Raw genomic sequence first — 14,612 nt, 5'->3', positions numbered from 1 at the left:
CTTGCGGCGAATTCGGACGTACATCTGGCGTCGCCGGTTGGCCGTCATTCCGCTGGGCAGTCACACAGGTATTTCTACATGGCCGAAGCAGCTCCAATCGAGTATTTCATTCAGGGCATTACGTCGACCGGGAAAAAGTTTCGGCCGAGCGACTGGTCGGAGCGGCTCGCGGGCGTCATGTCGTCGTTTGGGCCCGGCACGAGGAAGGGGCCGAACGCGTACATGCAGTATTCGCTGTACGTGCGGCCGACCATGATCGGCGACCTCAAGTGTGTGATCCTCGATTCGCGGCTGCGCGACATCGAGCCAATGGCCTTCGATTTCGTGCTGAACTTCGCGAAAGACAACGACCTCCTCGTCACCGAGGCGTGCGAACTGGAACTCGAGCATGCGCCTGCGCCGCAAGCCAAGCGGCACGTGATCTGACGCAAGCTGGCCGCTTCGGCGATAAGCAAAAACAAAAACCCGCGAGCAGCGGGTTTTTTTGTGGCTGGTCATCCAGCGTGCGCGGCGACGTGAGCGAGCGCATATGGCAGGCAAAAACAAAAAAGCCCGCCAATGCGGGCTTCTTGTGCAGCGGAAACAGGAGGTAGCCCGCCGGAGCGGGCCGACCGGAATTACTGCGCTGCGGGCGCTTGCAGACCCTTGAGGGCTGCAGCGAGGCGGCTCTTGTGGCGAGCTGCCTTGTTCTTGTGAATGATGTTCTTGTCGGCGATGATGTCGATGGTCTTCGACGATGCCTTGAAGATTTCGGCGGCCTTAGCCTGGTCGCCTGCGTCGATTGCCTTGCGGACAGCCTTGATAGCCGTGCGGAACTTCGAGCGCAGTGCCGAGTTGTGCGAGTTTGCCTTCGCGGCCTGGCGGGCGCGCTTGCGTGCTTGTGCGGAGTTAGCCATGACGGTTCCTTATCCTGTTCCTGTTTCCAGTACCCGACCTTGATTGAATAGGCGAGGTGCTGCTTCTCGATCCGAACCCTTGGAAGCGATTGCCCAAGGGCGCAAAAGTGTCGAAAAAATCGATCGAACTACGCGAAGGCGGGCCCGTGTTTTCAGGTATCCGGATGCATTGACAGGCGGCGTTGCGCCAACCTGAGAATCCCGTCCGAAGACCGTTCGAAAACTGAGCAAGCTTCGAAACCGACGATTATAGCAACAAAATCAGGCACGTGACAACGGAAAACGCGCGACGGCACCACAGTGACCGGAGCAGCGTGATGTTGGCGCTTATGCGCTGGCCTCGTGCGAGGGCGCCGCTGGAAGACGCAGGCGCCGCCAGGACGACCGAGGAAAACACAAAAAAATCACGCTTTTGAGCCGATGGCGGCGAACGTCCGTGTGGCAAATCGGTCCGAATCGCGTTCCGGCTCGTCGCCCGCATTGGCGGGACCCGTATAATAAGCGCCCCATGAATCTATTCCGAGCCCTGCTGACGGTCAGCGGCTTCACGCTGCTGTCGCGCGTGACCGGACTGGCCCGTGAAACGCTGATCGCCCGTGCGTTCGGCGCCAGTCAATACACTGACGCTTTCTACGTCGCCTTTCGCATTCCGAACCTGCTGCGCCGCATTTCCGCCGAAGGTGCGTTCTCGCAGGCCTTCGTGCCGATCCTCGCCGAGTTCAAGAACCAGCAAGGCCACGACGCCACCAAGGCCCTCGTCGACGCGACCTCGACCGTGCTCGCGTGGGCGCTCGCCGTGCTGTCGGTGATCGGCGTGATCGGCGCGTCGGGCGTCGTGTTCGTGGTCGCGTCGGGACTCGCGCATGAGGGCCACGCGTACCAGCTCGCGGTCGTGATGACGCGCATCATGTTCCCGTACATCATTTTCATTTCGCTGACGTCGCTGGCGTCGGGCGTGCTGAACACGTACAAGAACTTTTCGTTACCCGCGTTCGCGCCAGTGCTGTTGAACGTCGCGTTCATCGTCTCGGCGGTGTTTCTCGCGCCGCGCCTGCAAACGCCGGTCTATGCGCTCGCGTGGGCGGTGATCGTTGGTGGCGTGCTGCAATTCATCGTGCAGCTGCCAGGCCTCAAGAAGATCGACATGGTGCCGCGCATCGGCCTGAACCCGGTACGCGCGCTCGCGCATCGCGGCGTCAAGCGGGTGCTCGCGAAGATGGTGCCGGCGATGTTCGCGGTGTCGGTCGCGCAGATCAGCCTGATCATCAACACCAACATCGCGTCGCACATCGGCCCGGGCGCGGTGTCCTGGATCAACTACGCCGACCGGCTGATGGAGTTTCCGACCGCGCTGCTCGGCGTCGCGCTGGGCACGATTCTGCTGCCGAGCCTGTCGAAGGCGCACGTCGATGCCGATTCGCACGAGTATTCGTCGCTGCTCGACTGGGGGCTGCGCGTGACGTTCCTACTCGCCGCGCCGAGCGCGATCGCGCTGTTCTTCTTTGCGCAGCCGTTGACTGCCGTGCTGTTCAACTACGGCAAGTTCGACGGCACCTCGGTCGTGATGGTGAGCCGCGCGCTCGCCGCCTACGGCGTCGGCCTGATCGGACTGATCCTGATCAAGATCCTCGCGCCGGGCTTCTACGCGAAGCAGGACATCAAGACGCCGGTGAAGATCGGCATCGGCGTGCTGGTCGTCACGCAGCTGAGCAACTATGCGTTCGTGCCGGTGTTCGCACATGCGGGTCTCACGCTGAGCGTCGGGCTTGGCGCTTGCGTCAACGCGTTGCTGCTGTTCATTGGTCTGCGCAAACGCGGCATCTACATGCCGTCGAGCGGTTGGCTCAAGTTTTTCGTACAGTTGCTCGGCGCGTGCCTCGTGCTCGCCGGCGTGATGCGCTGGCTCGCGATCAGCTTCGACTGGATCGGCATGCGTAGCCAGCCGGTCAGTCGCATGGCGTTGCTCGGTGCGTGTCTCGTGCTGTTCGCCGCGCTATATTTCGGTATGCTTTGGCTGATGGGCTTCAAGTACGCGTATTTCAAAAGGCGAGTGAAGTGATCACGATGTCGCGGGTTCTCGATTATTTCAGTACGCTCGTCGCCGAAGACGAGAGTCTGCCGCTGACTGAGACGGCGCTCTCGCTCGCGCAGGACGCCTATCCCGACCTCGATCTGCAGTCGGTGCTCGCCGAGATCGACGAACTGGTGCTGCGGCTGCACCGCCGCATGCCCGAGGATGCCGACATCCGCCAGAAGGTTGGCATCCTCAATCGTTTCTTTTTTCGCGAACTCGGTTTCGCGAGCAATCTGAACGACTACTACGACCCCGACAACAGTCATCTGAACGTCGTACTGAAGCGTCGCCGCGGCATTCCGATTTCGCTCGCGGTGCTCTATCTGGAGATGGCCGAGCAATTCGGCGTTCCGGTGCGCGGGGTGTCGTTCCCGGGCCACTTCCTGCTGCGCGTGACCACGCCCGACGGCGACGTGATGCTCGATCCGACCACCGGTCATTCGCTGTCCGAGTCGCAGATGGTCGAGATGCTCGAGCCGTACGTCGCGTCGGCCGGCGATTCGGTCGGGCGCGCGTTGCGCATGCTGCTGCAACCGGCCACGCGTCGCGAGATCGTCGCGCGGATGTTGCGCAACCTGAAGGCGATCTATCTGCAGACCGAGCGCTGGCAACGTCTGCTCGCGGTGCAACAGCGGCTCGTCATACTGCTGCCGGACAATATCGAGGAAGTGCGCGATCGCGGCTTCGCGTATGCGCGGCTCGATTACCTGCGGCCCGCGCTCGAGGACCTCGAAAGCTACCTCGGGGATCGCCCCGATGCGGAAGACGCCACCGTGGTCGAATCGCAGCTGCATGAATTGCGGCAGCGCACGCGGCACGACGGCGGCGAGTAGCGCCCCAGGGTTTCGCGCTGCATAAAACACAAACGCCTGCACATGTCACACATGTGCAGGCGTTTTTTATCGCCGTATGCGGGCCCAGGCCGCGCATCGCGGCGACCAGACCAATCGCCAGGCGATCCTCACTTCGGCTGCATACGGATCGCGCCGTCCAGCCGGATCACCTCGCCGTTCAGCATCGGATTGTCGAAGATCTGCTTGGCGAGCATCGCGTATTCGGCCGGTTTGCCCAGACGCGGCGGGAACGGCACCATCGCGCCGAGCGCGTCCTGCACTTCCTGCGGCATGCCGAGCAGCATCGGCGTTTCGAAGAGGCCGGGGGCGATCGTCATCACGCGGATCGCGTTGCGCGACAGGTCGCGCGCGATCGGCAGAGTCATGCCGACCACGCCGCTCTTCGACGCGGAGTACGCCGCCTGGCCGATCTGGCCGTCGAACGCGGCGACCGACGCCGTGTTGATGATCACGCCGCGCTCGCCGTTGGCGTTTGGCTCGTTCTTCGACATCTGCGCCGCGGCGAGCCGGATCATGTTGAACGTGCCGATCAGGTTGATCGAGATCGTGCGCGTGAACAGATCGAGCGAATGCGGGCCATCCTTGCCGACGGTCTTCGCGGCCGGTGCGACGCCCGCGCAGTTGACGAGACCGCGCAGCGTGCCGAGCTTCGTCGCGGCTTCGACGGCCTGTTGCGCGTCCTCCTCCCGGCTCACGTCGCATTTGACAAATACGCCGCCGAGCTCCTTGGCGAGCGCCTCGCCCGCATCCAGATTCAGGTCGGCGAGCACGACCTTGCCGCCGTTCTCGACGAGCAGGCGCGCGGTGGCGGCGCCGAGCCCTGATGCACCGCCGGTGATCAGGAACACGTTGTCTCGAATCTCCATGTTTTCTCCTTTGCTACGATTATTCAGTGCTCTCTCGATCGAAACATTATTCGACGGTCGATTGTAGCGGCTGTGTTGCAATGCGGAAAGCGAACGGGGCGGCAGCATTCGAGCGCCAGGGAAAACTAACTATTCGGCTGAGCCATCCTCACCGCTTGCCGCTTCTGATATGCGCACCGCCAATAAAAAACCCGCCCAAAGTGGGCGGGTTTTTCGTCAGACGCGAACGGCGGTAATGTTTAGACCAATCTGGCTTTACTTCAGCGCGTCGAACGCGCGGCCGCGAATTTCCTCGACGCTGCCGAGGCCCGAAATGCGGCGATATTGGGGCGCCTTCACCGAACTCGACGCATCGCCGTTCTTTGCCCAACCGTTGTAGTACTCGATCAGCGGCTTGGTTTGCGATTCATACACTTCCAGACGCTTCTTGACCGTTTCTTCCTTGTCGTCGTCGCGCTGGATCAGCGGCTCGCCGGTCACGTCGTCGATGCCTTCGACCTTCGGCGGATTGAAGGTCACGTGATACGTGCGGCCCGAAGCCGGATGCGAGCGGCGGCCGCTCATGCGCACGATGATCTCGTCGAACGGAACGTCGATTTCGAGCACGTAGTCGATCGCGACGCCCGCCTGCTTCATTGCTTCGGCTTGCGGAATCGTGCGCGGGAAGCCGTCGAACAGATAGCCGTTCGCGCAGTCCGGCTGCTGCAGACGTTCCTTCACGAGGTTGATGATCAGTTCGTCCGTGACGAGCTCGCCGGCGTCCATGAAGCGCTTCGCTTCAAGGCCGAGCGGCGTGCCAGCCTTGACGGCCGCGCGCAGCATGTCGCCGGTCGAAATTTGCGGGATGCCGAACTTTTCCTTGATGAAGTTGGCCTGAGTGCCTTTGCCAGCACCCGGTGCACCCAACAGGATCAAACGCATGGATATCTCCAGATCTATGTGAATTCTTTGATGACGCGCCATGCTTCCCGGCGATCCTCGCAGGACCCGCATCGGCTACCGTTGGCTAGCTCGCGCTGCACGTCGAACAGGACGGCGCTGCAAGATCCGAACGGCGCGCGACCGGGATAACCCGAGTGTCGCCTGCGCTGGGAGGCGCGCATAACCGTTCGATTATGCCACGGCTTTCCCACGCTCAAGACCCGAATAAAGCCCGTACGCGCGCGAGATCGGCGGGGGTATCGACGCCCGGCAGCGGCACGTCGTGCGTGACGAGTACCGCGATACGCTCGCCATGCCACATCGCGCGCAGCTGTTCGAGTGCTTCGACCTGCTCGATTGGCGAGATCGCGAGACTGGGGTACGTGCGCAGGAATTTCGCGCGATACGCGTACAGGCCGATGTGCCGGTACACGACGGCGGGCGCGGGCGGCGTCGGCATCGACGCGACGTTGGGCCAGTGCGCTTGCCACGCGTCGCGCGCCCACGGGATCGGCGCGCGCGAGAAATACAGCGCGACGCCGCGCGCATCGGGCACGACCTTGACGACGTTCGGATTGAAAATTTCGGCGGGATCGGCGATCGGATGTGCCGCCGTGGCGATCGCACAGTCGCCCGTCGTCGCCAGATGCGCGGCCACGCCGCGCACGAGCGCCGGATCGATCAGCGGCTCGTCGCCCTGCACGTTGACGACGATCGTGTCGTCGCTCCAGCCGAAGCGCGTCGCTACTTCCGCGAGACGGTCGGTACCCGACGGATGATCGGCGCGTGTGAGTACCGCGTCGAAGCCATGATCGTGCGCCGCGTCGAGCACTTCCTGCGCGTCCGACGCGACCAGCACCTGCTGCGCGCCCGATTCGCGCGCACGCTCTGCGACACGCACGACCATCGGCTTGCCGCCGATGTCCGCGAGCGGCTTGTTGGGCAGACGCGTCGACGCGAGACGGGCCGGCACGACGGCGATAAACGGATGAGGGGCGGTGTGGGTCATCGGATCAGAGACGGGAGGCGATCAGGCCGGAGAAAGAGGCTGCGCGCGCGACGCGCACGCAGAGTCGGACATAAGCCGGAGCGGCGAAAATGACTGCGGATCGATTGCGGAGCACATGCGCGGCGGGCGGTGGCGTCGAATTGCCCCGGCCCGCGAGCGAGCGAGACGATGCGCCGCCTCGGTGCAGCGGCGCGCCGCTTCAGGCGACCGAGCCGGGATTCAGGTCGACCGGCGTGCCTTCGACCGTCTGCCGCGCTTCGTCGACGAGCATCACGGGAATGCCGTCGCGGATCGGATAGGCGAGCTTGTCCGCGTTGCAGATCAGTTCCTGCGCGGCGCGATCGTAGCTGAGCGGGCCCTTGCAGATCGGGCAGACGAGGATTTCAAGCAGGCGAGCGTCCACGGACTTTCTCCACAACTAATGCAGTGAGGCGGTGATCAAGCGCGGCTTCGACCGGGACTACCCAGATGCGCGCGTCGTGCCAGGCCCCCAATTTTACCGCATCCTTTTCCGTAATCAGGATCGCGTCGGCGTCGACATCGGTGAACGGATTGCGCTCGAACGCGTAGTGGTCGGGCAGTGCGCGGGTCGTGGGCGCGAGGCCGGCCGCGCGCACTGTCGCGAAAAAGCGTTCCGGCGCGCCGATGCCGGCCGCGGCCAGCACGCGCTGGCCGGCGAATTGCGCGAGCGGGCGGCGCAGCGCGGGATTGTCGAGATGCCACGCGTCGGCGGGCGCGAGCTGCAGGGCGAACGTGTTCGGCCACGCGGGCAGCGTGCGCACGTACGGATCGTTGATCAGCGTCGCGTCGCGACGGCGCGACAGCGGCTCGCGCAGCGGTCCGGCCGGCAGCAGGAAGCCGTTGCCGCCGAGCCGGTGATCGAACACGACGAGTTCGACGTCGCGCGCGAGGCGATAGTGCTGCAAGCCGTCGTCGCTGACGATCACGTCGACGTCGTGATGCGCGGCGCACAGCGCCTGCGCGGCGGCGACGCGATCCGGACAGACCCAAACGGGGGCGCCGGTGCGGCGTGCAATCAGCAACGGCTCGTCGCCGCCGACGCGTGCCGACGAACCGGGCGTCACCTGGGTCGGCGTGCGCACGCGCGCACCATAGCCGCGCGACACGATGCCAGGCGTAAAGCCCGCGGCGCGCAACGCTTCGACGAGCGCGATGACGGTCGGTGTCTTGCCGGTACCGCCCACCGTTACGTTGCCGACCACCACCACCGGCACGCCGATGCGCACCGACTGCAGCCAACCGAGCGAAAACGCGGCGCGGCGTGCGGCCGCGATTGCACCGAACACGCAGGCGAGCGGTGTCAACGCCCATGCGAGCGCTCCACGTTGCTGCCATTCGCGCGCGAAGCGCGCTTCGAGGCGGTCGCTGAGTTCGCTCATGGGCGGGTTGCGGGCAAGAACTGCATGCCGTGCGCACTACGCGGGGTCAACATCAACGCGGTTCTCCGGGCAATCAAACGAATGCAAATACGGTCGAAAAATGAGGCGCAAACAGCGCGGCAAAGGGTTCGCGCCTGTCGGCCTCAGGCCGGCAAGCTCCGCGGCGCGCTGCACGATTCGGCATGCCGTCGAACCCGCCACTCTAGCGCGCGGGCGTCCCGCCCGGCAAGTCGCGTGGGGCTCGACGCGGGCCAGTCCACGCTATGTGGGGTTGCCCACAGTCTGTGGATAACTTTGTGGAGAACCTGCCATCCGATCGTCCGGGACGGCCATTCCGTGCACATTGGATCGGAGTGCTCGCTCGTTGCTGAGATGTAAATGCCATATAAATCAATGGTCTGCCAGGAATTTGTTAGCTCTGGCGGCCGTTCTGGCGGAATTCGTCAGGCGGTTCCCGCCATGTGGACACTTTTAACAATCCTGCGATTCCGGCTGGACGCCGCTCGTCGCACGGTCTATCGTCTGTGCCGCCAGCGCTATTTATTCCTCGCATGAATCCCGAAAATCCTTTTGCTTCCGCGGCCACACCCGGCGGTGAGGTCGTCGTACCCGTCTCCGCACTCAATCGCGCGATTGGCACGATGCTCGAACGCTCGTTTCCACTCGTTTGGGTCGCGGGTGAAGTGTCGAACTTCACGCGCGCCGCGAGTGGCCACTGGTATTTCTCGATCAAGGACGCGCAGGCGCAGATGCGCTGCGTGATGTTCCGCGGTCGCGCGCAGTACGCCGAATTCACCCCGCGCGAAGGCGATCGCATCGAAGTGCGCGCGCTCGTCACGATGTACGAGCCGCGCGGCGAGTTGCAGTTGAATGTCGAAGCGGTGCGCCGCACCGGTCAGGGGCGTCTGTACGAAGCGTTTTTGCGGTTGAAGGCGCAACTCGAGGCCGAGGGGCTGTTCGCCGCCGAGCGCAAGCGCGCGCTGCCGACGCATCCGCGCGCGATCGGGATCGTCACGTCGTTGCAGGCGGCCGCATTGCGCGACGTGCTGACGACGCTGTCGCGCCGCGCGCCGCATATTCCGGTGATCGTTTATCCGGCGCCGGTGCAGGGCGCGGGCGTCAGCGCGAAGCTCGCGGCGATGGTCGAGGCGGCCGGTGCGCGCCGCGAGGTCGACGTGCTGATCGTGTGTCGCGGCGGCGGCTCGATCGAAGACTTGTGGGCATTCAACGAAGAAGTGCTCGCGCGCGCGATCGCCGAAAGCGTGATACCCGTGGTGAGCGGTGTCGGTCACGAGACCGATTTCACGATCGCCGATTTTGCCGCGGACGTACGTGCGCCCACTCCGACCGGTGCCGCAGAACTCGTGAGTCCGCAGCGCGTCATGTTGCTGCGCGAACTCGATCATCGGCACGCGACGCTCGCGCGCGCCTTCGGCCGCATGATGGAGCGGCGTGCGCAGCAGCTCGACTGGCTGGCGCGTCGACTCGTATCGCCGGCCGAGCGGCTCGCGCGGCAGCGCACGCATCTGCAGCAGTTGCGCGTGCGGCTCGCGTCGGCGGGCGCGCGGCCGGTGCGCGACGCTCGTGCGCGATTTTCGCTGCTGCAGATGCGCTGGCAACGCTGGCGTCCGGATCTCGCGGCCGAGCGCACGCGTGTCGACACGCTGGCGCAGCGTCTGAATGCGGCGCTATCGCGCCAGCATGAACGTCAGGTCGCACGCGTCGACATGCTCGGCGCGCGACTCGAAGTGCTGAGTCCGCAGCGCACGCTCGAGCGCGGTTATGCGGCCGTGCTCGATGCGCAAAGCGGACGTGCGATTCGCGCGCCGTCGGCGCTCAAACCCGGACGTCGTTTGACGATGCATCTCGCCGAAGGCTCGGCCGACGTCGCGCTCGCCGACGTGCAGGCGCGTCTGACCGACGGTTTCTGACGTTACGCCGATGGGCGCGGAGCGGTCATTTCCTGTCTTGCGACGTCCCGGGCACGCGCCATGCGCGCCCTTCTCAAAGGCCTTGCGCACGGCGTGTTCGACATGCCAAACATAAAGGCCGTTGGTTTGCGGGGTTATTCCAAGTCGCCTACAATCGAGTGCTCGATAGCGTCATCCGCAGACTCCCCACAACAGATACAGAGAAGGAAAGCACCATGGAACATACGCTCCCGCCGCTGCCGTTTGCGAAAAACGCGCTCGCTCCGCACATGTCGGAAGAGACGCTCGAGTTTCACTACGGCAAGCATCACCAGACCTATGTGACCAACCTGAACAATCTGATCAAGGGCACGGAGTTCGAGAACCTGTCGCTGGAAGAGATCGTCAAGAAGTCGTCGGGCGGTATCTTCAACAATTCGGCTCAGGTGTGGAATCACACGTTCTTCTGGAACAGCCTGTCGCCGCAAGGTGGCGGCGCACCGACCGGCGCGCTGGCTGACGCGATCAACGCGAAGTGGGGTTCGTTCGACAAGTTCAAGGAAGAGTTTGCGAAGACCGCAGTCGGCACGTTCGGCTCGGGCTGGGCATGGCTCGTGAAAAAGGCTGATGGTTCGCTCGACCTCGTGTCGACGAGCAACGCCGCCACGCCGCTCACCACCGACGCCAAGGCACTGCTGACGATCGACGTGTGGGAGCACGCTTACTACATCGACTATCGCAATGCGCGTCCGAAGTTCGTCGAAGCGTACTGGAACATCGTCAACTGGGACTTCGCAGCGAAGAATTTCGCCTGAGATTGCCGGTTGCAGCTTGCCGTCTGATGTCGCGATCCTTGCGGTCGCGATTGAAGATGGTAGCGACAGACGAAAGCCCTCCATTGCGAGGGCTTTTTCTTTTTTTGAGGTGATTGCAAGGCCACGGAACGGGTGTTGGACCCGCTTACCACCGGCGGGTGTCCATCTTCTGTGCTTCTGAAAGAACTTTGTCACAGTTGGTAACTGTGGTTTTGCGGGGTGCCAAGCGGAGATGACCCGCGGCTAACTGTCGGAGTCAGAACTCGCAGACATCTGTCGATGCCGATGGCCTCTGCCACCGCCTGTCGGCTTCGCCGAGCTGGCGGGGGAGGGCGCCGGCGGCGGATGGTTCATGTACTGAAAGTTCTGCGCGATTGCGGCGCTCGGAAAGGTCGTCGTGCCCGGTTGCTGGAGTACGACGCTCGGCGCGGCAGGGGTGGATTGCGCGAATGCGGGCGCGCCGAGCGCGACGCAAGCTGCTGCGGCGGCGAGAATGAGCCGTTTCATCAAGGCGTCCTTCGGGTGGTCGATTGGGTTTGGCAGGGATCGTTCGACGCGAGTGTAGGCCGGGCTCGTTGTGAATTCATTGCCAGCTCATTTACAAGCATTACCTGATATAACGTGCCCAATCGCCGCGGCTGCGTGCAGCCGGGGCGACGCAAGCCGGCCGCGCGAAAAACTTTCTGTAACTAAGCCGTAACCACGGAATTTTGCGATTAGCCTAACGTTTGAATTCCATTCCTCCGAAGTGCACCACCATGATTTCGAGCAATAAAACGATCAGCCTGGCGATTCCTGCCACCGTCATCGCACTCGCGTTAGGCGGTTGCGCGGTGGCGCCGCCGAGCGGCCCGAGCATCGCAGCGATGCCGCGCAGCGGCGAGCCGCTCGCCGAATTCCAGGCGAACGACTACGCGTGCCGCGATTACGCGAATCAGTCGACGAATCCGGCCGGCGCGGCGCAGGCGGCCAACACGAATAGCGTGAACAGCGCGGCGCTCGGCACGCTCGGCGGCGCGGCGGTCGGTGCGCTGCTCGGTGCGGCGGCGGGCAATGCCGGCGCGGGCGCGGCGATCGGGGCGGGCAGCGGCCTGCTGATTGGCGGCGCGAACAGCGCGAATGGCGCCCAGTATTCGGCGGCCGGTATGCAGGCACGCTACGACACCGCCTACGCGCAGTGCATGACTTCGAAGGGCGAGACGATCGTTCAGCCGCAGCCTTACTATTCGACGCAGCCGGTGTATGTTGCGCCCCGTCCTTATTACGCGCCGCCTCCGCCCGTCATGTATGCGCCTTACCCGGCTTACTGAGAGGCCTTACTGAGCGGCCTTACTGAGCGGCCTTACTGAGCGGCCTTACTGAGCGGAGATAGCTGGGCGCCGGCCGAGTGCTTGTCAGGCATTGTCGGCCGGTACTGCGTTTCAAGTGCGTAGCACGATTGGGCGGTAGCTTTTGGCGATGATCGTCAAATAGGTGCCGCTGCTTACTCTGCGTTGTCCGCAGACGCCGTTTTGCGCGGACGACGGCTCCGAGAAGCGGTTTTACGGGCGGCCTTCCTGGTTGCCGCAGGCGCTTCTTCCGGGTTGACTGCCGGTGCAGAGGGCTCGGCCGGCGCGGCGATCTCAGGGACTTCATCGATCGTGCGTGGCGTGCTTTTCTTCACTTTCTTCGCGGCCGTTTTGCGCGTTGCGCGTTTTTTGGCGCTTTGATGCTGCGCGGGTTGGTCGTTGTCGGTGGTCTGGTCGGCTTCGTGACCGAAGACGACTTGTTCAGTGGCTGTATCTGCTTCCGCTGTGGTAGCGCGAGCTTCGAACGCTTCGGCTATCGGTTCAGTGACGGACTCATGTGGACGAGGTGCGTGTTCCCGCGGTTCCTGTCGTTGGAGCGGTTCGGCGGGTTCCGCGTGTTCGGTGGGAGCCAGTGCGGCAGCCGGAGATTCTTCCTCAGCCGTTTCGTGGTGACCGCGCTTGCCATGCGCGCCTTCCTGCTGGCCGCGGCCCGCCTTGCGATTGTTGCGGTCCTTGCGCCGCGACTTGTGCTTGCTGCCCGACTCGGAAGCCGGTGCCTGCGCTTCATATGAATTTTCGGCCGCCCGTTCAGCCGATACCGCTTCACCCGCCCCCGTTTCGGCAGACTCCACTGCGGCTTCGCCGATGGATTCACTTGCCGCTTCACTCGCGACGTTCACAGCGGTGCTTCGATAAACGTATGCGCCTGACTTTTCATCGCGGCCGAATTCGAGCAGCCCGCGCGCCTGCGCTTCTTCCAGCAGATTGCCGAAAGCGCGAAAACCATAATACGTTTCGTTGAAATCCGGTTTACGCCGTTTGATGGCGTTCTTCAGTACCGACGCCCAGATCTTGCCGCTGTCGCCACGTTCGGAAGCGAGCGCGTCGAACGTCTGCACCGCAATTTCAACAGCCTTGCTGCGGCGCTTCTCCAGATCTTCCTTGGGTGGGACCTTCTCTTCATCAGGTGCACGTTTGGCTGCCTGCTGCGCGCTTTGCGGCTGACGTGACGATTCGCGCCTCGCGACTGCGCGCTGACTTTCGCGTACGAGATCGTCGTAAAAGAAAAATTCGTCGCAATTCGCGATCAGCAAATCCGAGGTGGACTGTTGCACGCCGACACCGATGACCTGTTTGGCGTTCTCGCGCAGCTTCGACACGAGCGGCGAGAAATCCGAATCGCCACTGATGATGACGAACGTATTGACGTGCGATTTCGTATAACAAAGATCGAGCGCATCGACGACGAGCCGGATGTCGGCGGAATTCTTGCCCGATTGACGCACATGGGGAATTTCGATCAGCTCGAAATTGGCCTCGTGCATGGCCCCTTTGAAACTCTTGTAGCGATCCCAGTCGCAATACGCTTTCTTGACCACGATGCTGCCCTTCAGCAGCAGGCGCTCGAGCACCAGCTTGATGTCGAACTTGTCGTACTTCGCGTCCCGTACGCCAAGCGCGACGTTCTCGAAGTCGCAGAATAGCGCCATGCTGACGTTTTCGTTGGATGACGCCATGTGTATCTCCATTGAGGCGGTCGTCGAAGTCGACGAATCGCGACATGATAGCGATTCCAGCGAAGGTGAGCAGCTTTTGTGGTGCGCTCGCACCGATAGGTGGGTGGGGAATTGCGGCAAGTGGTCCAACCGGCGATGCCGCGAGCAGCTGCATGTCAGTTCCGTTACAGGGTGTCGCGACGGCCTGCGTTATTCCACGTCGCACGAGCTTCCAGCACGTCGTCGATCAATCCATATTCCTTCGCTTCGAGCGCCGACATGAAGTTGTCGCGGTCGGTATCGCGCGCGATCTCTTCGATGCTGCGTCCGGTGCGCTCGGCCATCATCGCATTGAGGCGCGCTCGCACGTAAAGCACCTCTTTCGCCTGGATTTCGATGTCCGCCGCGGTGCCCTGACCGCCGCCGGACGGCTGGTGGATCATGATGCGCGCGTTGGGTAGCGCATACCGTTTGCCGCGCTGACCCGCGGTGAGCAGGAAGGTGCCCATGCTCGCGGCAAATCCTGTGCACAAGGTCGAGACCTCCGGCTTGATGAACTGCATGGTGTCGTAAATCGCGAGGCCGTCATACACCGAGCCGCCGGGCGAGTTGATGTAAAAAGAAATATCCTTGTCGGGGTTCTCCGATTCGAGAAACAGCAATTGCGCGACGATCAGACTGGCTGACTGTTCGTTGACGGGCCCGACGAGAAACACGATGCGCTCGCGCAGCAGGCGTGAGTAGATGTCATAGGCGCGCTCGCCCCGGCCGGATTGTTCGATGACCGTAGGCACAAGGCCGAGGCCGGAGACAGACGGGTAACTGGCAGGCATGGATTCCTCGTTCAGAATGGACGGCATGGG

General features: G+C 63.2%; 15 protein-coding genes. 6 read left to right on the top strand and 9 right to left on the bottom strand.

From position 1 onward, the window contains the following. Positions 1-78: 78 nt before the first annotated feature. A complete protein-coding gene (locus L0U84_RS16145) occupies positions 79-426 on the top strand; it encodes a DUF3579 domain-containing protein (protein ID WP_129960153.1) in 348 nt (115 codons plus the stop codon). A gap of 191 nt (positions 427-617) precedes the next feature. On the opposite strand, the gene rpsT is transcribed toward L0U84_RS16145, so the two are convergent. After that, on the bottom strand, positions 618-896 hold the full coding sequence (gene rpsT / locus L0U84_RS16140; protein WP_233851096.1) for a 30S ribosomal protein S20: 279 nt from the start codon (positions 894-896) through the stop codon (positions 618-620). 508 nt (positions 897-1,404) lie between these two features. Between rpsT and murJ the strand changes: the two genes are divergently transcribed. Next, positions 1,405-2,955 carry a murein biosynthesis integral membrane protein MurJ gene (murJ, locus tag L0U84_RS16135; RefSeq protein ID WP_233851094.1) on the top strand — a complete coding sequence of 517 codons (1,551 nt, stop codon included), beginning with the start codon at positions 1,405-1,407 and terminating at the stop codon, positions 2,953-2,955. A gap of 5 nt (positions 2,956-2,960) precedes the next feature. Next, positions 2,961-3,803: a SirB1 family protein gene (locus tag L0U84_RS16130; RefSeq protein WP_233852048.1), complete on the top strand. Its 843-nt coding sequence runs from the start codon at positions 2,961-2,963 to the stop codon at positions 3,801-3,803. A gap of 128 nt (positions 3,804-3,931) precedes the next feature. On the opposite strand, the gene L0U84_RS16125 is transcribed toward L0U84_RS16130, so the two are convergent. From L0U84_RS16125 to lpxK, 5 genes are all read right to left on the bottom strand, one after another. After that, positions 3,932-4,690, bottom strand: a complete 759-nt coding sequence (locus L0U84_RS16125; RefSeq protein WP_233851093.1) for a 3-hydroxyacyl-CoA dehydrogenase — start codon at positions 4,688-4,690, stop codon at positions 3,932-3,934. A 255-nt stretch (positions 4,691-4,945) separates the two neighbouring features. Next, positions 4,946-5,611, bottom strand: a complete 666-nt coding sequence (gene adk, locus L0U84_RS16120) for an adenylate kinase (RefSeq protein ID WP_233851092.1) — start codon at positions 5,609-5,611, stop codon at positions 4,946-4,948. A gap of 214 nt (positions 5,612-5,825) precedes the next feature. Further along, positions 5,826-6,620: a 3-deoxy-manno-octulosonate cytidylyltransferase gene (gene kdsB / locus L0U84_RS16115; protein ID WP_233851091.1), complete on the bottom strand. Its 795-nt coding sequence runs from the start codon at positions 6,618-6,620 to the stop codon at positions 5,826-5,828. Positions 6,621-6,819: 199 nt separating this feature from the next. Continuing rightward, entirely contained in the window at positions 6,820-7,023 is a 204-nt protein-coding gene (locus L0U84_RS16110; RefSeq protein WP_007180583.1) for a Trm112 family protein, read from the bottom strand. Next, entirely contained in the window at positions 7,004-8,020 is a 1,017-nt protein-coding gene (gene lpxK, locus L0U84_RS16105; RefSeq protein ID WP_233851090.1) for a tetraacyldisaccharide 4'-kinase, read from the bottom strand. Before lpxK ends, L0U84_RS16110 begins: the two co-directional genes overlap by 20 nt. Before the next feature lie 551 nt (positions 8,021-8,571). Here lpxK and xseA point away from each other — a divergent pair. Together xseA and sodB are read left to right on the top strand one after the other, a co-directional pair. After that, positions 8,572-9,951, top strand: coding sequence for an exodeoxyribonuclease VII large subunit (gene xseA, locus L0U84_RS16100; RefSeq protein ID WP_233851089.1), 1,380 nt, complete (start codon positions 8,572-8,574; stop codon positions 9,949-9,951). Between the two features lie 215 nt (positions 9,952-10,166). Continuing rightward, the gene (sodB, locus tag L0U84_RS16095) at positions 10,167-10,745 is read left to right on the top strand and encodes a superoxide dismutase [Fe] (RefSeq protein ID WP_013090345.1); all 579 of its coding nucleotides are present in this window, start codon (positions 10,167-10,169) and stop codon (positions 10,743-10,745) included. Between the two features lie 243 nt (positions 10,746-10,988). Here the strand turns inward: sodB and L0U84_RS16090 are convergent, their stop codons facing one another. Further along, positions 10,989-11,252, bottom strand: coding sequence for a hypothetical protein (locus L0U84_RS16090; RefSeq protein WP_233851088.1), 264 nt, complete (start codon positions 11,250-11,252; stop codon positions 10,989-10,991). Positions 11,253-11,503: 251 nt separating this feature from the next. Here L0U84_RS16090 and L0U84_RS16085 point away from each other — a divergent pair, with 251 nt between their 5' ends. After that, complete coding sequence (locus L0U84_RS16085; RefSeq protein ID WP_233851087.1) at positions 11,504-12,055, top strand: glycine zipper family protein; 552 nt, start codon at positions 11,504-11,506, stop codon at positions 12,053-12,055. Positions 12,056-12,228: 173 nt separating this feature from the next. On the opposite strand, the gene L0U84_RS16080 is transcribed toward L0U84_RS16085, so the two are convergent. Further along, positions 12,229-13,770 carry an NYN domain-containing protein gene (locus tag L0U84_RS16080; protein ID WP_233852047.1) on the bottom strand — a complete coding sequence of 514 codons (1,542 nt, stop codon included), beginning with the start codon at positions 13,768-13,770 and terminating at the stop codon, positions 12,229-12,231. 164 nt (positions 13,771-13,934) lie between these two features. Then, complete coding sequence (gene clpP, locus L0U84_RS16075) at positions 13,935-14,582, bottom strand: ATP-dependent Clp endopeptidase proteolytic subunit ClpP (protein ID WP_233852046.1); 648 nt, start codon at positions 14,580-14,582, stop codon at positions 13,935-13,937. Positions 14,583-14,612 lie beyond the last annotated feature (30 nt).

The sequence above is a fragment of the Paraburkholderia sp. HD33-4 genome, assembly GCF_021390635.1.
Lineage (GTDB): Bacteria > Pseudomonadota > Gammaproteobacteria > Burkholderiales > Burkholderiaceae > Paraburkholderia.
The sequence above is the reverse complement of the archived record's forward strand: the minus strand, read 5'-3'. Positions and strand labels throughout refer to the sequence as shown.